Origin of the sequence: Falsirhodobacter sp. 20TX0035, from assembly GCF_028307215.1 — a bacterium.
In the GTDB taxonomy this organism is placed as follows: Bacteria; Pseudomonadota; Alphaproteobacteria; order Rhodobacterales; family Rhodobacteraceae; genus Falsirhodobacter.
The window spans coordinates 132,884-150,942 of record NZ_JAQMHV010000004.1; the positions used below are offsets into that span (position 1 = coordinate 132,884).

At 65.9% G+C, this 18,059-nt stretch carries 21 protein-coding genes; 7 read left to right on the forward strand and 14 right to left on the reverse strand.

Annotated elements, in window-relative coordinates; genetic code table 11:
* Positions 1-30: 30 nt before the first annotated feature.
* Together PIJ50_RS07265 and PIJ50_RS07270 are read right to left on the reverse strand one after the other, a co-directional pair.
* The gene (locus tag PIJ50_RS07265) at positions 31-1,908 is read right to left on the reverse strand and encodes a potassium transporter Kup (RefSeq protein ID WP_271974002.1); all 1,878 of its coding nucleotides are present in this window, start codon (positions 1,906-1,908) and stop codon (positions 31-33) included.
* Positions 1,905-2,462: a DedA family protein gene (locus PIJ50_RS07270; protein WP_271974004.1), complete on the reverse strand. Its 558-nt coding sequence runs from the start codon at positions 2,460-2,462 to the stop codon at positions 1,905-1,907. The genes PIJ50_RS07265 and PIJ50_RS07270 overlap by 4 nt, the downstream gene beginning before the upstream one ends.
* Positions 2,463-2,637: 175 nt before the next feature.
* Here PIJ50_RS07270 and accB point away from each other — a divergent pair, with 175 nt between their 5' ends.
* Genes accB through aat form a run of 3 tightly spaced genes read left to right on the forward strand, consistent with a single transcriptional unit; the run spans position 2,638 to position 5,123 of the window.
* The gene (gene accB, locus PIJ50_RS07275) at positions 2,638-3,123 is read left to right on the forward strand and encodes an acetyl-CoA carboxylase biotin carboxyl carrier protein (protein WP_271974006.1); all 486 of its coding nucleotides are present in this window, start codon (positions 2,638-2,640) and stop codon (positions 3,121-3,123) included.
* Between the two features lie 7 nt (positions 3,124-3,130).
* Complete coding sequence (accC, locus tag PIJ50_RS07280; RefSeq protein ID WP_271974008.1) at positions 3,131-4,480, forward strand: acetyl-CoA carboxylase biotin carboxylase subunit; 1,350 nt, start codon at positions 3,131-3,133, stop codon at positions 4,478-4,480.
* A 1-nt stretch (position 4,481) separates the two neighbouring features.
* On the forward strand, positions 4,482-5,123 hold the full coding sequence (gene aat, locus PIJ50_RS07285; RefSeq protein WP_271974009.1) for a leucyl/phenylalanyl-tRNA--protein transferase: 642 nt from the start codon (positions 4,482-4,484) through the stop codon (positions 5,121-5,123).
* Here the strand turns inward: aat and PIJ50_RS07290 are convergent.
* The 6 genes from PIJ50_RS07290 to PIJ50_RS07315 form a co-directional block, all read right to left on the reverse strand.
* Positions 5,090-5,449: a DUF2155 domain-containing protein gene (locus PIJ50_RS07290; protein WP_271974010.1), complete on the reverse strand. Its 360-nt coding sequence runs from the start codon at positions 5,447-5,449 to the stop codon at positions 5,090-5,092. The genes aat and PIJ50_RS07290 overlap by 34 nt on opposite strands.
* A complete protein-coding gene (gene mlaD / locus PIJ50_RS07295) occupies positions 5,446-5,928 on the reverse strand; it encodes an outer membrane lipid asymmetry maintenance protein MlaD (RefSeq protein WP_271974012.1) in 483 nt (160 codons plus the stop codon). Before mlaD ends, PIJ50_RS07290 begins: the two co-directional genes overlap by 4 nt.
* Positions 5,928-6,305, reverse strand: a complete 378-nt coding sequence (locus PIJ50_RS07300; protein ID WP_442900714.1) for an NADH:ubiquinone oxidoreductase subunit NDUFA12 — start codon at positions 6,303-6,305, stop codon at positions 5,928-5,930. Before PIJ50_RS07300 ends, mlaD begins: the two co-directional genes overlap by 1 nt.
* A gap of 78 nt (positions 6,306-6,383) precedes the next feature.
* Positions 6,384-7,643, reverse strand: a complete 1,260-nt coding sequence (clpX, locus tag PIJ50_RS07305; protein ID WP_271974014.1) for an ATP-dependent Clp protease ATP-binding subunit ClpX — start codon at positions 7,641-7,643, stop codon at positions 6,384-6,386.
* Positions 7,644-7,743: 100 nt separating this feature from the next.
* Positions 7,744-8,373 carry an ATP-dependent Clp protease proteolytic subunit gene (locus tag PIJ50_RS07310; RefSeq protein ID WP_271974016.1) on the reverse strand — a complete coding sequence of 210 codons (630 nt, stop codon included), beginning with the start codon at positions 8,371-8,373 and terminating at the stop codon, positions 7,744-7,746.
* 92 nt (positions 8,374-8,465) lie between these two features.
* On the reverse strand, positions 8,466-9,758 hold the full coding sequence (locus tag PIJ50_RS07315) for an ATP-binding protein (protein ID WP_271974017.1): 1,293 nt from the start codon (positions 9,756-9,758) through the stop codon (positions 8,466-8,468).
* A gap of 120 nt (positions 9,759-9,878) precedes the next feature.
* Here PIJ50_RS07315 and PIJ50_RS07320 point away from each other — a divergent pair, with 120 nt between their 5' ends.
* Both PIJ50_RS07320 and PIJ50_RS07325 read left to right on the forward strand, forming a co-directional pair.
* Positions 9,879-10,610 (forward strand): MBL fold metallo-hydrolase, encoded by a 732-nt coding sequence (locus PIJ50_RS07320; protein ID WP_271974019.1) that lies wholly within the window; start codon positions 9,879-9,881, stop codon positions 10,608-10,610.
* Positions 10,611-10,681: 71 nt separating this feature from the next.
* Complete coding sequence (locus tag PIJ50_RS07325) at positions 10,682-10,819, forward strand: lipoprotein (RefSeq protein WP_271974021.1); 138 nt, start codon at positions 10,682-10,684, stop codon at positions 10,817-10,819.
* 38 nt (positions 10,820-10,857) lie between these two features.
* Here the strand turns inward: PIJ50_RS07325 and PIJ50_RS07330 are convergent, their stop codons facing one another.
* The 3 genes from PIJ50_RS07330 to PIJ50_RS07340 all read right to left on the reverse strand — a co-directional run bounded on the left by PIJ50_RS07330 (position 10,858) and on the right by PIJ50_RS07340 (position 15,088).
* The gene (locus PIJ50_RS07330; protein WP_271974023.1) at positions 10,858-12,291 is read right to left on the reverse strand and encodes an NAD-dependent succinate-semialdehyde dehydrogenase; all 1,434 of its coding nucleotides are present in this window, start codon (positions 12,289-12,291) and stop codon (positions 10,858-10,860) included.
* Positions 12,292-12,368: 77 nt separating this feature from the next.
* On the reverse strand, positions 12,369-13,562 hold the full coding sequence (gene nhaA / locus PIJ50_RS07335; RefSeq protein ID WP_271974024.1) for a Na+/H+ antiporter NhaA: 1,194 nt from the start codon (positions 13,560-13,562) through the stop codon (positions 12,369-12,371).
* Positions 13,563-13,696: 134 nt separating this feature from the next.
* Positions 13,697-15,088 carry a dihydrolipoyl dehydrogenase gene (locus PIJ50_RS07340; RefSeq protein ID WP_271974026.1) on the reverse strand — a complete coding sequence of 464 codons (1,392 nt, stop codon included), beginning with the start codon at positions 15,086-15,088 and terminating at the stop codon, positions 13,697-13,699.
* Positions 15,089-15,186: 98 nt separating this feature from the next.
* Between PIJ50_RS07340 and PIJ50_RS07345 the strand changes: the two genes are divergently transcribed.
* Both PIJ50_RS07345 and PIJ50_RS07350 read left to right on the forward strand, forming a co-directional pair.
* Positions 15,187-15,342 (forward strand): hypothetical protein, encoded by a 156-nt coding sequence (locus PIJ50_RS07345; protein ID WP_271974028.1) that lies wholly within the window; start codon positions 15,187-15,189, stop codon positions 15,340-15,342.
* A 10-nt stretch (positions 15,343-15,352) separates the two neighbouring features.
* Positions 15,353-15,988 (forward strand): hypothetical protein, encoded by a 636-nt coding sequence (locus PIJ50_RS07350; protein WP_271974030.1) that lies wholly within the window; start codon positions 15,353-15,355, stop codon positions 15,986-15,988.
* Positions 15,989-16,035: 47 nt separating this feature from the next.
* Here PIJ50_RS07350 and rpsI read toward each other — a convergent pair whose 3' ends face one another.
* The 3 genes from rpsI to PIJ50_RS07365 form a co-directional block, all read right to left on the reverse strand.
* A complete protein-coding gene (gene rpsI, locus PIJ50_RS07355; protein WP_271974031.1) occupies positions 16,036-16,521 on the reverse strand; it encodes a 30S ribosomal protein S9 in 486 nt (161 codons plus the stop codon).
* Between the two features lie 2 nt (positions 16,522-16,523).
* The gene (gene rplM / locus PIJ50_RS07360; RefSeq protein ID WP_271974033.1) at positions 16,524-16,988 is read right to left on the reverse strand and encodes a 50S ribosomal protein L13; all 465 of its coding nucleotides are present in this window, start codon (positions 16,986-16,988) and stop codon (positions 16,524-16,526) included.
* A 147-nt stretch (positions 16,989-17,135) separates the two neighbouring features.
* Entirely contained in the window at positions 17,136-17,909 is a 774-nt protein-coding gene (locus PIJ50_RS07365; protein WP_271974035.1) for an SseB family protein, read from the reverse strand.
* Positions 17,910-18,059: the final 150 nt, after the last annotated feature.

The following is an 18,059-nucleotide window of genomic DNA, read 5'->3' on the forward strand; positions in this document are numbered from 1 at the left end:
CCCGCCCGATATAGGCGACCGTCCGTTCGGTTAAAGGGTCATCTGCTGTCCCAGCATGATCGTCCGGTTCGACGGCAGCCGGTAGAAGTCCGTCGCGTCCGAGGCCGAGCGCGTCATGGAGATGTAGAGCCGCTTCTGCCAGGAGGGCAGTGCGTGGCTGGTGCCGGTGCGGAAACTGCGGCGGTTCACGAAGAACGACGTGCTCATGATGTCGAAGCTCTTGCCCTCGCGCCGCACCAGCATCAGGGCCTTGGGCACGTTGGGCGTTTCCATGTAGCCAAAGGACATGCGGATGCGCGAAAAGCGCCCGTCGATCGGTTCCAGCGCAATACGCGCGTCGTCGGTGACATAGGGCGCGTCGGCCACACTGACCGTCACGATGAAGTTCTGCGCGTGCAGGACGTGGTTGTGCTTGAGGTTGTGGAGAAGCGCCGGGGGTGCGGCCTCGCTTTCGGACGTCAGGAACACGGCCGTCCCCGGCGCCGTCAGGGGATGGGACTTGTCCAGCATTTCGATCAGCGAGGTCAGCTTCAGCTGCCCCACCCGCGCCTTTTCCACGACATGGCGGGTGCAGCGCACCCATGTCCACATCAGGACGCACAGCACGGCCGAGATCAGGACGGGGATGTAGCCGCCATCGGCGAGCTTCGCGGCGTTCGCCATCAGGAACAGCACCTCGATCAGCAGGATGGGCACCATCAGCGCGATCACGCCCAGAAGCGGCCAGCGCCAGCCCTTGCGGAACAGGATGATGGCAAGGAGGGAGGTGATGACCATGTCCCCCGACACGGCGATCCCGTAGGCGCTGGCAAGATCCGAGGAGCTTTGGAACACCAGCACCAGCACGATCACCCCGACGGCCAGGATGAAGTTGATGCGCGGGACGTAGATCTGCCCCGCCTGCGTTTCGGACGTGTGCAGGATGTCCAGCCGCGGCAGAAGCCCCGTCTGCACCGCCTGCTGCACCATCGAAAACGCGCCCGAGATCACAGCCTGGCTCGCGATCACGGTGGCGAAAGTGGCAAGGATCACCAGCGGCACCAGGGCCCAGGGCGGCGCCATCAGGAAGAACGGATTCTCCGCCATTTCAGGATGGGCCAGCACGGCCGCGCCCTGTCCCAGATAGGACAGCGCCAGCGCGGGCAGCACGATGGCCGTCCAGGCGATGCGGATCGGGCGGCGGCCGAAATGGCCCATGTCGGCGTACAGCGCCTCACCCCCCGTGACGGCGAGGAACACAAGGCCCATGACCGCCAGCGCGCCCGTGCCGTTGGCCGCCACATAGCCCACCGCGTGCAGGGGGTTGAAGGCGTGCAGGATGCCAGGGTCGTCGCCGATGTGCAGCAGCCCCGTCACCGCCATGGTGACGAACCACACCAGCATGATCGGCCCGAAGAAGATGGACACCTTTCCCGTGCCCTTGTTCTGCACCAGAAACAGCCCGACGATGATCGCCAGCGTGATGGGCAGCACATAGCGCGCAAGATCCGGCGAAATCAGGCGCATCCCCTCCACGGCGGACAAGACGGACATGGCGGGCGTGATCATCGCATCCCCGAAGAAGAGCGAGATGCCGACGACGCCGAGCGCCAGCAGCCAGTTCGGCCGCCGCGCCAGCGCGCGCATGACCAGCGCGACCAGCGACAGCGTTCCGCCCTCGCCCTTGTTGTCGGCGCGCATGACCAGCAGCACGTATTTCAACGACACGATCAGCATGATCGTCCACAGAAGAAGCGAGATGATGCCCAGAACCTCGGCCCGCGTGGCGGAGGCGCCGCCGGCGGCGTGCAGCGATTCCCGCAGCGCGTAGATCGGGCTGGTGCCGATGTCGCCATAGACCACGCCGATGGACCCCAGCACGAGCGCGCGGCCCGACATCGGCGGATGGTGATGGGTCGCGTCGGTCATCGTGCACCTTCCGAAGGGGACGCGGTGAACAGGTTCCAGAGCCAGCCGAGGACGTTGCCCCCGATCTCTCCGGATTTGGGGACAAGGAAGGCCCAGGCCAGCGCGCCCAGGATGTTCCACCCGATGAAGCGGCGGAAGGGCATCCGCGACAGGCCCGCCATCAGGAAGACGATCGCGCGCAGCGGCCCGAAGAAATGGCCGATCAGCAGCGCGGCGCCGCCCCAGCGGGCGAAGGCCGAACGGCCCCGTTCGGCCATCTGCGGGTCCTTCGACATCGGCCATTGGTTCAGCACCCAGTGGCCGTAGCGCCGGCCGAGCCACCAGCTGAAGCTGGAGCCGAGAAGCGCCCCAATCGACGCGCCCGCCCAGATCGGCCCGAAGTCGACGCCGCCCGTCGCGACCAGTGCCCCCACGCCCACAAGGATGGCGGTGGAGGGGATGAGGATCGACACGATCGGCATCGTTTCGGCCAAGGCAAAGAACAGCGCGATCCAGAAGACCCAGCGGCCATGCGCCTCCACGAAGGCGATGATGGTGTCGATCAGGCTGTCCAAACGCCGCGCCTCCGGTTGCGATGCCCCTGAACTAGAACGCCGCCGCCCCCGCCGCAAGCGCGGGATTTGGGCGCTTTCCCTTGGGGTTCGTGTCGCGTATAACCCCTGCAATCGCGCGCCCGGCGGGCGCCTTCACCCAACAAAGGCCGAACGGCCAAAGCACCCCGAGGACGGCATGAGCAAGCAATCCCCCGAACAGGACGTCGATTTCATCAAGGCGCTGGCTGAACTGCTGAACGCCAATGAGCTGACCGAACTGTCGGTGAAGCGCGAATATGGCGATGACGACAGCCTTGAGGTGCGGGTGGTCAAGCAGGTGAACGTGGTCACGACGTCGGTGGCCGCGGCCGCCCCGGCCCCCGTGGCCGTTGCGGCGCCGTCCGCCGCCCCCGTGGCCGTGGCCGCCGTGGAAGATCCTGCCCAGCATCCGGGCGCCGTCACCTCGCCCATGGTCGGCACCGCTTATCTGGCCGCCGAACCGGGGGCGGCACCCTTCGTGACCGTGGGGGCCACCGTGTCCGAAGGCCAGACCGTCCTCATCATCGAGGCGATGAAGACCATGAACCATATCCCCGCCACGAAGTCGGGCACGGTGAAGCGCGTTCTGGTGGCCGATGGCACCCCTGTCGAATTCGGCGCCCCCCTGCTGATCATCGAGTGAGGGGCGGATGTTTTCCAAGATCCTGATCGCCAACCGCGGCGAGATCGCGCTGCGCGTTATCCGGGCCTGCCGCGAGATGGGCATCACCTCGGTCGCCGTGCACTCCACGGCCGACAGCGACGCGATGCATGTCCGCATGGCCGACGAATCCGTCTGCATCGGGCCGGCGTCGTCTTCGGAAAGCTACCTGAAGAAGGCGGCCATCATCTCCGCCTGCGAGATTTCGGGCGCGGATGCGGTGCATCCGGGCTATGGCTTCCTGTCGGAAAATGAAGGTTTTGCGCAGGCGCTGGCCGATCACGGGATCACCTTCATCGGCCCGACGGCGGAACATATCCGCATCATGGGCGACAAGATCACCGCCAAGGAAACCGCCAAGGCGCTGGGCATTCCCGTTGTGCCGGGATCGGACGGTGGCGTGCCGGACTATGAAACGGCTATCGGTGTGGCGGAAAAGATCGGCTTCCCGGTCATCATCAAGGCCACCGCCGGCGGTGGCGGGCGCGGCATGAAGGTCGCCCGCAACCCGTCCGAGTTGGAGATCGCCTTCCGCACGGCCCGGTCCGAAGCGAAGGTCGCCTTCGGCAATGACGAAGTGTATATCGAGAAATACCTTCAAAAGCCGCGTCATATCGAGATTCAGGTCTTCGGGGACGGCAAGGGCAACGCTGTCCATCTGGGCGAACGCGATTGCTCGCTTCAGCGGCGTCACCAGAAGGTGTTCGAGGAAGCCCCCGGTCCCGCCCTTTCGGCCGAATTGCGCGCGCGCATCGGCAAGATCTGCGCCGAGGCCGTGGCCAAGATCAACTACATCGGCGCCGGCACGATCGAGTTCCTGTACGAGGATGGCGAGTTCTATTTCATCGAGATGAACACCCGTCTGCAGGTGGAACATCCCGTGACCGAGGCCATTTATGGCGTCGATCTGGTGCGCGAGCAGATCCGCGTCGCCTCCGGCCTGCCGCTGTCCTTCACGCAGGATGACCTGGTGATCAACGGCCATGCCATCGAGGTGCGGATCAACGCCGAGAAGTTGCCGAACTTCTCGCCCTGCCCAGGCCGCGTGAACGTCTATCACGCCCCCGGCGGGCTGGGCGTGCGCATGGATTCGGCGCTTTACAGCGGCTATTCGATCCCGCCCTATTACGACAGCCTGATCGGCAAGCTGATCGTGCATGGCCGCGACCGGGACGAGGCGCTGGCCCGCCTGAACCGCGCGTTGGGCGAGCTGATCGTGGACGGGGTGGACACAACGGTTCCGCTGTTCCACGCACTTCTGGAAAACCCCGACATCCAGGCGGGCGACTACAACATCCACTGGCTGGAAAGATGGCTGGAGGCCACCTACGGCAAGTAAGGTGCTGACGCCCGATCTGCTTTTGCGGGCCTACGCCATGGGGATCTTCCCCATGGCGGACAGTCGGGACGATCCGGACCTGCGCTGGATCGAGCCGCAGCGGCGCGGCATGATTCCGCTTGACGGCTTCCACATCTCGACCTCCCTGTGCCGGCACCTGCTGAAGGCGGAGTATGAGGTGCATGTGGACCGGGACTTTTCCGCCACTGTCCGGGCCTGCGCCGCGCGGGACGAGACGTGGATCAGCCACCGGATCGAGGGGCTTTATCGCGACCTGCACAACGCGGGCCACGCCCATTCGGTGGAGGTGTGGAGCGACGGCCGCCTGATCGGCGGCACCTATGGTGTCACCTTAGGCGCGGCGTTCTTCGGGGAAAGCATGTTCTCCCACCGCACGAACGGATCAAAGGTGGCGCTGGCCTGGCTGGTGCATCGCCTGAACGCGGGGGGCTTCCGGCTGTTCGACACCCAGTTCCTGACGCCGCATCTGGCCAGTCTGGGCGGGCAGGAGATCGGGCGCGCCCGGTACCAGACCCTTCTGCGCGCGGCCCTGCGGCAGCCGGCAGAATTCCTACCTGTGGGTTACGCACCCACCGCGCAAGACATCGTTCAGCCGTCGCAGTCCAGAACCCAGACGTCGTAGCGCGGATGATCCAGCGCCGACAAGGCAGGGCTGGACGCGATCATCCAGCCGGAAAATACAGGCGTCGCCACCCGTGTGTCCATGATCGTCAGATGGGCGTAAGCGTCCGAGGACGGATCGGCCGCCGGAACGCGGCAATCGTCCATCTGGATGGTCAGGAAGCCCTGCGTCACCGTCTGCCCGCGCGACATCGAAAGGTCGGTCGTGGCGCCGGTAACCTTGTCCAGCCAGCGCACGGTGCCGCCGGCCTGGCTGACCGCGCGTTCCACGTCCTGCGCGGCGACCGGGGTCGCCAGCAAGGCCAACACCAGACACAGCCGTCTCATGGCGTGACCGGATCCGTCGCCGCGGCGTCGTCATTGCCGCCCTTGCCGCCGACAAAGGCCAGCAGAAGCGAGATCAGGCTGACGGAGCCTTGAGTGTCCTCTATCTCGCCACCCGGCTCCACATTCTCAAGCGCGCCACCGGGTTGGATCTCCACGAAGTTCCCGCCCAGAAGCCCTTCGGAGGAGATGAGGAGCGAGGAATCCACCGGCACCTGGATGTTCTGCGGCACGCTGATCGTCGCGTCTGCGAAGAAGGTCTGAGGGTTCAGGCTGATATCCGTGACGGTGCCGACCTTGACGCCGGCCAGACGCACATCCGTGCCCACGCCGATGCCGTCCGCCGTGCGGAAGCTGCCATGAAGCGTATAACTGCCCGAATGGCCGCCGAGCCCCGCCACCTGCCCTGCATACAGGACGAACGCCGCCGCCACGGCCAGAACCGCACCGCCAACCACCACTTCTGTTGTGTTCTGAGCCATTATTCCGGTTGCCAAGCTTCGTAATCTTTGCGCTGCACGGGCTCCACCCGGCGCAGCGACCCGGCGGGCGCATAGGCCGCCGGGGTTCCCGTCAGGTTTTCCTGGCGCGGCTTTTCCCATGTCTTGTGAATCAGCGGACGGGTCGTCGGCGGGTCGTTCCAGGTGTGGTGCAGCCAGCCATGCCAGTTCGTGTCGATGCGGCTGGCCTCGGCCTCACCGTTGTAGATGACCCAGCGGCGCTTGCTGTCCCGGGTCTGGTAGAACACGTTGCCCTGATCGTCTTCGCCGACCTTCTGGCCGTTGCGCCACGTCCAGAACTGCGTGTTCAGCGTCTGGCCGTTCCACCAGGTCAATGCCCGCATCAGTGTCTTCAACATGCCAAACCTCCGCCCTTGTTGCCGCATCTATGACAAAAGACGGGGATGGAATCCAGTTCCATCCCCGCCCTGCGTCGGTCAGCCCGCCGAAGCCGGCTCTTTCTTGTCGCTGTGCACGATCAGGGGCTTGGTGCCCTTGGTCACCGCATCCTCGTTCACCACGACCTCTTCCACGCCTTCCAGGCCCGGGAGTTCGAACATGGTGTCCAGCAGGATGTCTTCCATGATGGACCGCAGGCCGCGGGCACCCGTCTTGCGCTTGATCGCGCGCTTGGCGATCGCGGTCAGCGCGTCGTCGGTGAAGGTCAGGCGCGTGTCCTCGATGTCGAACAGACGCTGGTACTGCTTCACGAGGGCGTTCTTCGGCTCGGTCAAAATGGTGACCAGCGCCGCCTCGTCCAGATCGGTCAGCGTGGCCAGAACCGGCAGACGGCCGACGAATTCCGGGATCAGGCCGAACTTCAGCAGATCTTCCGGCTCCAGCTCCGAGAACAGTTCCCCCACGCCGCGGGCGTCCGGATCCTTGACGTCGGCGCCAAAGCCGATGCCCGACCCCTTGCCGCGCTGCGCGATGATCCGGTCCAGCCCGGCAAAGGCCCCACCGCAGATGAACAGGATGTTCGTGGTGTCCACCTGCAGGAATTCCTGCTGCGGATGCTTGCGGCCGCCCTGCGGCGGGACCGACGCGACGGTGCCTTCCATGATCTTCAGAAGCGCCTGCTGCACGCCTTCGCCCGACACGTCACGAGTGATCGACGGATTGTCGGACTTCCGCGTGATCTTGTCGACCTCATCGATATAGACGATGCCGCGCTGTGCGCGTTCCACGTTGTATTCCGACGCCTGCAGAAGCTTGAGGATGATGTTCTCCACATCCTCGCCCACATAGCCGGCCTCGGTCAGCGTGGTCGCGTCGGCCATCGTGAAAGGCACGTCCAGGATGCGGGCCAGCGTCTGGGCCAGCAGCGTCTTGCCGCAGCCCGTCGGTCCGATCAGCAGGATGTTTGACTTCGAAAGCTCGATATCCGTCTTCGACGAATGGTTCAGACGCTTGTAGTGGTTGTGCACCGCGACCGACAACACGCGCTTGGCGTGCACCTGCCCGATCACGTAATCGTCCAGGACCTTGCAGATTTCCGCGGGCGCCGGAACGCCCCCCGCCGTCTTCAGGCCGGAGGTCTTCGTCTCCTCGCGGATGATGTCCATGCAAAGTTCCACGCACTCATCGCAGATGAATACGGTCGGCCCTGCAATAAGCTTGCGAACCTCGTGCTGGCTCTTTCCGCAGAACGAGCAGTAGAGGGTGTTCTTGCTGTCGCCGCCGGTCGTGTTCGCCATGTCGTCCTCTGGGGAAGCCCCCGGCCCCATGCGGGACCGGAACATTAAGGGTCCAATGTAGGCCAGTCACCCGGCCTCCACAATCGCAAAACGGGCGGCGTCAGGCCGCCGGTTCGGCCTTGCCGCGGCTTTCGACGATCTCGTCGATCAGGCCCCAAGCCTTCGCATCCTCGGCCGACATGAAGTTATCGCGCTCCAGCGCGGCTTCCACCGTCTCGTAATCGTTGCCGGTGTGGCGGACATAGATCTCGTTCAGGCGGCGCTTCAGCTTCTCGGTCTCGCGCGCGTGGATCATGATGTCGGTCGCCTGACCCTGATACCCGCCCGAGGGCTGGTGCACCATGACGCGGCTGTTCGGGAGCGAGAACCGCATCCCCTTCTCGCCCGCCGTCAGCAGGAGCGAACCCATGGAGGCCGCCTGCCCGATCACCAGCGTCGACACCTTCGGCTTGATGTACTGCATCGTGTCATAGATCGACAGACCGGACGTCACCACGCCGCCGGGGCTGTTGATGTACATGCTGATCTCTTTCGAGGGGTTTTCCGCCTCGAGGAACAGGAGCTGCGCGCAGATCAGGCTGGACATGCCGTCATGGACGGGGCCGGACAGGAAGATGATCCGCTCCTTCAGCATGCGCGAGAAGATGTCGTAGGCGCGTTCGCCGCGGCTCGTCTGTTCGACCACCATCGGGACGAGCGTGTTCATGTAAGTGTCGATCGGATCTTTCATCTGCCCTGCCCTTCGCATGCGTCGGAACCGCTGTTCCGCAATCTTCCCCCGAGTCTTAGTCATGCCGGACGGCACCTGCAAGGGCGCGCGGGTCAGCGCGCCAGCACGATCTCGGCCCGCAACCCGCCCAGATCGGCGCTTTCCAAAAGCCGGAGCTGGCCCCCATGGCTGCGCGCGATGTCGGCCGCGATGGACAGGCCTAGGCCCACGCCGCCGCCTTGGTTGGGGTCGCGTTCGGCCCCCAGACGGGCAAAGGGCGTCAACGCCTGATCGCGCATCTCCTTCGGGATGCCGGGGCCGTCATCCTCCACCACCAGCCGGATGTGGTGCGGACTGCCGATCAGGCTGACCCGCGCCACGGTGCCATAACGCACCGCATTGCCCACGAGGTTTTCCAGCGCCCGCTTCACCGCCTGCGGACGCAGGGGCACCGTGGCGTGCACGTCCATCGGCCCCTGCAGCACGTTCTGGCCCATCCGTTCGGCATTGGTCACGACCTGACGGGCCAGTTCGGCCGCGTCGGCATGCACCACCTCTTCGGTCGCGTCGCCGCGCGTGAAGGCGAGGAATTCGTCCACCAGCCGCTCCATCTCCTGCACGTCGCGGCGCAGGTCGGCGGTCTCGTCCTCGTCCATCATGGCGAGTTCCAGCTTCATCCGCGTCAGTGGCGTGCGCAGGTCGTGGCTGATGCCCGACAGCATCAGGGTGCGCTGCTCGATGAACCGCTCGATCCGGTGGCGCATTTCTAGGAACGCGTTGCCCGCGGCCCGCACCTCCAGCGCGCCGCGGGGGCGATAGGGCACGGTGCGGCCCTTGCCGAACGCCTCCGCCACCTGGGCCAGCCGGGCGATGGGGCGCAGCTGGTTCGACAGGAACAGAAAGGCGATCACCGTCATCAGGATCGAGGTCATGATCATCAGCACCAGCAGCTGATGCGGGTTGGAGGCGGAGATTCGACGCCGGTCCACCTCCACATTCACAGGGCCGCGCGGGGTGTCGAGCAGCAGCCGAACCTCGCCATTGTCGTGCTGAAGGTTCACGGCCGTCAGCGGCAACCCGTCCCGCAGCGTGGCGATCAGCGCCCGGCCCGACACGTCCCAGAAGTCCCTGTGGTCCTCGTGAAAGTCCCAAACCGCCGGGGCCAGAAGCCGGATATGCAGCGCCTTGGCCACGCGCTGCGCTTCCTCGGGATCGGCGGCATAGCTGTCCAGAAGATAGCTCAGCTCAATCTCCAGCCCCCGGGCCATCTGCTGGGTCACGCCTTCGTAATGGCGCTGGATGAACTGAAGCGAGAAGACGAGCTGGATCGTCAGGATAGGCACGATCAGGATCAGGGCGGCGCGGCCCGACAGGCTTCGCGGCAAGGGGGGACGGAACTTGGCCATGACCGAAGCTTATCCCCACCCGCTGCCACGGCAAGACTTTATCCCGCCGTGCGATGCGATATGTTGCGGCGCATGATGGAACCCGGCCTCCGATGCCTTCTGGCACCCAACCCTTCGCCCATGACCTTTCGTGGCACGAACACCTACATCCTTGGCCGCGGCGAGGTGGCCGTTATGGACCCCGGCCCCGATGATCCCACCCATCTTCAGGCCATCCTGGACGCAACGCGCGGCGAAACGATCACCCATATCCTGATGAGCCATGATCACCACGACCACTCGGCGCTGGTGCCGAAGCTGAAGGAAGCAACGGGCGCGCCGCTGCTGGCCTTTCATGCGCCGACCTCGGCCCTTGTGCCGGACGTGGCGCTGCAAGACGGGGACCGCGTGGAGGGTGACACATGGGCGGTGGAGGTGATCCACACACCGGGGCACACCGATGACCATCTGTGCTTCGCCACCGGCGATCTGTGCCTGACGGGGGATCACGTGATGGGCTGGGCCACCTCCGCCATCATTCCGCCGCGCGGCAACCTGAGAGCCTACATGGACTCCCTCGACAAGATGGCCGCGCGGCCATGGCGGCGCTTCCTTTCCGCGCATGGCGACCCGATCGAGGAGCCGGCCCGGCGGCTGGAGGCGCTGAAGGCCAGCCGGCAGGCGCGCGAAGCGTCGATCCTGTCGCTGCTGGACAGTGGCGGGCTGACGCTGGACGATCTTGTCGCGCAGCTTTACCGCCGGCTGGGGCCCGGCCTTGCCCGGGCTGCCCGCCTGAACGTGGAGGCGCATGTGATCGCGCTGGCCGAAGATGGACGACTGCTGCGGGAGGGCGACCGGGTCGTCCGATCATAAACCCGCCAACGGCGGGAACATTTCCGAAGCACGCAACGTTTGCACGGGCAACATCCGAAAGGGACTTTCCAATGCGTAAACTGACGCTTCTGCCGATCCTCGCTCTGGCCGCTTTGGCCGCATGCAACACGGTCGAAGGTGCAGGTAACGACCTCTCGGCCGCTGGCACCGCCATCAGCCAAGAGTCTCGCGAAGTGCAGGCACGCTAAGACGAGGAAGGCCGGTCGAAAGACCGGCCTTCTTTCTTTCAATGCGCGGCAGTTACGAACCGCGTGTCCAGATAGGCCATCACGGCCTCGGACCCGCCCTCGGTGCCGTAGCCACTGTCCTTGATCCCGCCGAACGGCGTTTCCGGCAGCGCCAGACCCACGTGGTTGATCGAGATCATGCCCGATTCCACCTCGCGCCCGATCCGCTCCACCGCTTCGTGGCTGCGGGCATAGGCATAGGCGGCAAGCCCGAATTCCAGCCGGTTCGCCTCGGCGATCATGTCATCCAGCGAGGCCATGCGGTTCACGATGGCGACGGGGCCGAAGGGCTCCTCGTTCATGATGCGGGCGTTCAGCGGCACGTCGGCCAGAACCGTAGGTTCGAAGAACCAGCCCTTGTTGCCGATGCGGTGACCGCCGGTGACCAGGGTCGCCCCCTTCTCCACCGCGTCGCCGATCAGCTCCTCCATCATGGGGATGCGGCGTTCGTTGGCCAGCGGGCCCATCTCCACGCCTTCGTCAAAGCCGTTGCCCACCTTGATCTTCTGCAGACCCGAGGAGAACGCGTCGAGGAACTTGTCCGAGATCTTCTGATCCACCAGGAACCGCGTGGGCGACACGCAGACCTGCCCCGCGTTGCGCGTCTTGCTGGCGGCCATCTGCGCGGCGGCCTTTTCCCAGTCGGCGTCGCCCGCCACGATCACCGGCGCGTGCCCGCCCAGTTCCATCGTCGCGCGCTTCATGTGCTGGCCCGCCATGCCCGCCAGCAGCTTGCCCACGGGGGTAGAGCCTGTGAAGCTGATCTTGCGGATCACCGGGTGCTTGATCAGGTATTCCGAAATCTCGGCCGGGACGCCGTAGACGAGGCCGAGCACCCCGTTCGGGACGCCCGCATCGGCAAAGGCCCGGATCAGCTCGGCGGGCGAGGCCGGCGTTTCCTCGGGCGCCTTTACGATGAACGAGCATCCGGCGGCCAGCGCGGCGCACAGCTTGCGCACCACCTGGTTGATGGGGAAGTTCCACGGCGTGAAGGCGGCCACGGGACCGACGGGATGACGGACGGCCAGTTGCTGGACACCCACCGTGCGGGCCGGGATGATCTGGCCGTAGGTGCGGCGCGCTTCCTCGGCGAACCAGTCGATCGTGTCGGCGGCGCCCATCACTTCCATGCGGGCCTGCGCCAGCGGCTTGCCCTGTTCGCGCGTCATCATGGGGGCGATGGTGTCGGCGCGTTCGCGCAGGATCTCGGCCGCGCGGCGCATCAGCTTCGACCGGTCGAAGGGCGACGTCTTGCGCCACACGTCGAACCCGCGCAGCGTGGCGGCCAGCGCGTCGTCCAGATCCGCCGTGCGGGCGTGGGCGACGTGGCCGATCACCTCCTCGGTTGCGGGATCGACCACGGGGATCGTGGCACCGTCGCAGGCGGCGCGCCAGGTGCCATCGATGAACAGCTGCGTGTCAGGATAGGTCATGCATCACTCTTTCGGAGGGCGGCGCCGTGGCCGCACGTCTTCGGATGCCTGAAACGTGGTCCCTGCACCGGGCGGCGTCAAGCCGCCTTGCGGCGCGGCAGCATCGGCGCGGTGGCAAGGATGGCGTATCCGACCAGCCCCGACAGGAGCGATCCCATCAGGATGCCGATCTTCACTTCCTCCTGAACGATGGGATCATCGAAGGCCAGAAGTCCGATGAACAGGCTCATGGTGAACCCGATGCCGCACAGGATCGACACGCCGAAGACCTGCCGCCATGTGGCGTCGGCCGGAAGATCCACGATGTTGGTCTTCACCAGAACGAACACCGCCCCGAAGACGCCGATCATCTTGCCCGCGAACAGCCCGGCCGCCACGCCCAGCGTGGCCGGCGCGACGAAGACGGCGGGATCCACCCCGATCAGCGACACGCCGGCGTTCGCGAAGCCGAAGATCGGCACGATGAAGAAGGCCACCGGGTTGTGCAGCGCCTGTTCCAGACGGTGCAGGGGCGACACGTCGCCCTTCGCTTCGGGCAGGCCGGGGGTCCGCTGGATCGGGACGCACAGCGCCAGGATCACGCCAGCCAGCGTCGCGTGCACGCCTGAACGGAACACGAAAACCCACAGGACGACGCCCAGGAGCAGATAGGGCCACAGGCTGCGCACCCCGCCCCGGTTCAGGACCAGAAGCGCCCCAATGACAAAGGCCGCCGCGATCAGGTCCGGGATCGACAGGCCCGAGGTGTAGAACACCGCGATGACCACCACCGCCCCCAGATCGTCGATGATGGCCAGCGCCGCGAGGAAGATCTTGAGCGAGACGGGCACCCGCGGGCCCAGAAGCGACAGCACGCCAAGCGCGAAGGCGATGTCGGTGGCGGAAGGGATGGCCCAGCCGCGCAGGACCTCCGGATGATCGCGGTTGATGAAGATGTAGATCAGCGCCGGCACCGCCATGCCGAACAGCGCGGCCACCCCGGGCAGGATGCGGCGCGGCCAGGTGGACAGCTGTCCATCCGTCATCTCGCGCTTGATCTCCAGCCCGACCATCAGGAAGAACACCGCCATCAGGGCGTCGTTGATCCAGTGCTGCAGGCTCAGCGGCCCGATATGTGCATGCAGCACCGTCGAATAGACGAGGTGCAACGGCGAATTCGCGACGAGGATCGCCAGAACGGCCGTCACCATCAGGATGATGCCGCCCGACGATTCGCTTTGCAGGAAGGTGCGGAAGCTAAGATTGCCCTTTCCGGGCCGGGAGTTGGTCATGGATCTGCGTCCCTTTGAACGAAAGGTTGTGTCAGTCTCCGTTCAGGGATGCCGATCCGACGCACGCAGCACACGCCGGGACGGTTCGATCCTAAAGGCAGCGCATCAGGTTGCCAAGATGGCACCGCCCCGGATCAGATATCGCCGGGCTGCGGCCCGCTGCGCCGGTCCCACGGCACTGGAAGGTTGCAGTTCTGGCAGATCTGCGACAGGGCCTTGCGCAGGCCCTCCTCCACTGTCGGGTGATAGATGGGCTGGTCCAGCATCTCGGCCGCCGTCATGCCCTGACTGATGGCGAGCGCGAAATAGTGGGCCACATGTTCGCCGTCGGGCATGCACAGGGTGGCCGACAGGATCCGCCCCTCGGCGTCCCCTTCCAGCCGGACGAAGCCGCGGTTGCGCGCCTCCACCCGGGCGCGGCCTTGGTCAGCGTAATCGGCCTGGCCGGTGACGGTCTCCGTCCTCTCCGGCACATGGCCGACGGTGGCGACGTTGGGATGGGTGAAGGCGATGGCCATCGGCACCTTGCGCTGCGCCGACCGGATGTCCGACAGGTTCGCCGCGTTGCGGCCGGCGATGCTGCCCTCGGCCGTCGCTTCGTGCAGGACGGGACGGTCGTGATTGGCGTCGCCCGCGATGAAGATCGTGGAGGATCCGCAGCGCAGCGTGCCCTTGTCGAAGACGGGCGTGCCGTGGTCGTCCAGTTCGATCCCCGCCGCCTCCAGCCCCAGCCCTTTCAGCGCGGGCGGTCGGCCGGCGGCCACGAGGATCCGGTCCACCGTCACGGAGCCGCCGTCCCAGTCCAGCCGCGCGGCGGCGCCGTCGCGGGCCACCTTCACCTCCGCCTCCAGATGCACAGCCATGTCCTCGCGCAGGAAATCGGCCATGCAGGCGGCCTCCTCTCCCTTCAGGCCCGCAACACCGGTGCCGGAATCCAGCAGCGTCACCTCGACGCCCAAGCGTGCGAAAGCTTGCGCCAGTTCGGCCCCGAGCGAGCCTGCACCGATCACACCCAGACGTTTCGGAAGGTCCTCAAGCTCAAACACCGTCTCGTTCGTCAGCACGAGGTCGGAGATGACCTCGTATTCCTTCGGCACCGAGGGGGCGGCCCCCGTCGCGATGACGATCGCCTTGGCCGTCACCTCTTCCCCGCTGTCCAGCTTCAGCGTGGTGGCGGAGGTGAAGCGCGCCCGGCCCTTCAGCTTCTGCGGAACCTCGTCATAGCTGTCCTTCACCCCGGCCACGAAATGGTCCCGCAGGGCACGCACGCGGGCCATGACCGCCTTGCCATCCACCGTGGCCTTGGCGTTCACCCCGAACTCCGGCGCCTGACGGACGGCGTGGGCCGCGCTGGCCGCCGCGATCAGAAGCTTCGACGGCATGCAGCCCACGGCGGCGCAGGTCGTGCCGCGAAAAGCGGGGTCAATCAGCACGGTGCGCGCCCCGTTCTTGCGGGCATGGCGTTCTGCCGCAAGCCCGGCGGTTCCCGCGCCGATCACGGCCACGTCGCAGTCGATGGATGTCATGGTGTTCTCCTTCCCGGCCGAAACACGCCGGTCGCGGCCCCGGTTCCGGGGGAACCCCTACGCGCCCGAACGGTTCACCACGTGCAAAGGAGATTCCGATGACCCGCGAAGCCGATCCCCACGATGAAGCCGAGAAGATCCGGGACGAACGCGCCCGCGCCGCCCGGTCCGAAGAGGAACGCCAGAAGATCAAGGACAGCCCGGTGGAGCCGCTTCTGAAGGAGCCGGGACGCGGCACGAAGGAATGGGACTGATTTGTTACCCTTGCTTCTTGAATACGCGCCGCTGATCTCGGCCCTTCTGGCCGGCGTAACGGCGGTGATCTGGATCGTCTACCTGAACGTCTTCCTGATGAGCTATCGGCGGCAGCACTGCCCGTCGATCCTCATCACCTCGGGCGCCGGGCGGGGGCTGAGCTCCCACTGCTTCGTGACGAACCTGGGGTTGGAGCCGGTGTTCCTTCTGGACATCGTGCTGGACGCCCGCACCACGGACGGACAGCGCCTGCACGCCGTGATCCCCGAACGCAACGAACGCCACAGCGACGACGAAAGCCCCGAGACGGACGCCCGTGGTGCCACCAACCTCGGCCCGCTGGCGAGCGGCGAGGAAAAGGACATCGGCCGCTTCACGACGCTGATCCAGCGGGCGCATGCGGAAAATCCCGAATGGGCCGAGGATCTGACTTACAAATCGCTGAAGATCACCGTGGTCGCCGTCACGGCCAGCCGGGCGCGCCTGTATGGCGCCGAACGGGAATACATCATCGGAGAGGATCGGCACGGCCATCCCTGCCTGCGCCCCACCACCATCAAGGCGCGCCAGATCGACAGCTTCCTGGGGCGCCGCGCCTTGGGCCGCGTGCTGCGCGAAGATCTGGGCCTGATGGAAGCGCAATAGAAAAAGGCCCGCCATAAGGCGGGCCTTTTGATCGACAATGAAGCGGATCAGCGCTTGGAGAACTGGAAGCTGCGGCGGGCTTTGGCCTTGCCGTATTTCTTCCGTTCCACGACGCGGCTGTCGCGCGTCAGGAAGCCTGCGGCTTTCAGCGCACCACGCAGCGAGGGATCGTAGAGCTGCAGGGCCTTGGACACGCCGTGCTTCACCGCACCGGCCTGACCCGACAGACCGCCGCCGGCGACCGTGGCCACCACGTCGAACTGGCCTTCGCGGTTCGCGATCGTGAACGGCTGGCGCAGGATCATCTGCAGCACGGGACGGGCGAAGTAGGCCGCCATTTCCTTGCCGTTGACCGTGACCTTGCCCGAACCCGGCTTGATCCAGACGCGGGCGACCGCGTCCTTGCGCTTGCCGGTGGCATAGGCGCGGCCCTGTGCGTCGCGCACCGGCTCACGGGTGATGGTCGCCACGGCTTCCGGAGCGGACTCCGACACGGCCGACTTCAGGTCGTCGAGGGATTTGATGTCAGCCATGATCAGGCGCTCCGCGTGTTTTTCGGGTTCAGCGACGCAACGTCGAGAACGGTCGGCTGCTGAGCTTCGTGCGGATGTTCGGCGCTGGCGTAGACGCGCAGGTTCGTCATCTGCTGACGGCCGAGGCTGTTGCGGGTGATCATGCGCTCGACGGCCTTGGTCACCACACGCTCGGGGTGGGCGCCGTCCAGCACTTGGGCTGCGGTGCGGAACTTGATCCCGCCCGGGTGGCCGGTGTGCCAGTAGTAACGCTTGTCGGCGCGCTTGTTGCCCGTCATCTGCACCTTGTCAGCGTTGATGACGATGACGTTGTCACCCATGTCCATGTGGGGGGTGAACGTCGGCTTATGCTTGCCGCGCAGGATGCTGGCGACGATCGTGGCGAGGCGGCCCAGAACGATGCCTTCGGCGTCGATCAGGATCCACTTCTTCTCGATGTCCGCCGGAGTAGCGGTAAAGGTTTTCATCACTGAACCCTAATCGAAGTGGGGCGAGGCAGGGCCCCGCGGATTGATGAGGGTATATCCATCATTGCCGCCACAGCGTCAAGCACAAGGCCATTAATTTGATATAATAAAAACAATGGCTTGCGAAAACGGTATTCTGCTACCCCATCACCGTAGGCGCGGCGGACGTGTCGGATCGGTGCCCGGGGCCTGCGCGGCGGGACGTTCCTGCGCCTGCGGTGCCGGCATGTCCAGCCGCATCCCAATCTCGGCCATGCGGCGTGCAGCGGGACCATCGGGCAGGCACACCACGTCCATCTCCCCCGCGTCGATGCCCGAGAATGTGAGTGCCTCGGCCGCGGAACGGGCCAGCGCCTCCTCCGCCTCTTCCCGCGCGCCGATGAAGGCCAGAAGATGCCCGTGCCGGCCGTCGGAATAGGACACGCCCGCCAGCAGCGCGTGGCTGGCCAGACCGCCCGCATGGGCCAGCTTCTGCCCCAGGGCGTCCAGAAGGCGCTGCGGCACTTGCGGCGGAAGAAACGCCGTCGGCACCGCTTCGGCCCGCTCAGGGGCGTGGTCCAGCGTGCCGGCCAGCCAGTCCACCGCCTCGGGCGGAAGCAGCATCGCGCTGTCGGCACCCAGGTTGACGGCCAGCCCCACCCCCTGCCCGGCCAGTTGCCGCGCGATCACCCGCCCCGGCAGCGCCGCGTAGGTGTTGGTGACGCCGGTGAAGGCCGACAGCTTGTCGTCGCTGTCGAAGGCCAGCACGTAGGGGCCATCGTCCAGGGGGAACAGCTTCGGCGTGACGGCGCCTTCCCGTGCCTCCCCTTCTGTCAGGCAGACCAGTTCGGCCTCGGCCAGACGTTCGTAATATGTCAGGCGCGCGGCATCGTCGGCGTCATTGGCGGCCATGTTCGCATAGGCATGATCAAGGGGGGTCATCGCGTTCTCCGGGACGGCGGGGCTGGACCAGCCATCCTACGATTTCACGCGGAACGCCAGCCCCGCGCGGGCAGGATTCTTAACGATGTTCCGCGATGATTGTCATGTGGGCCAGCCTGTCGTAGAGGTTGGACGGGGGCGCCCCGATCC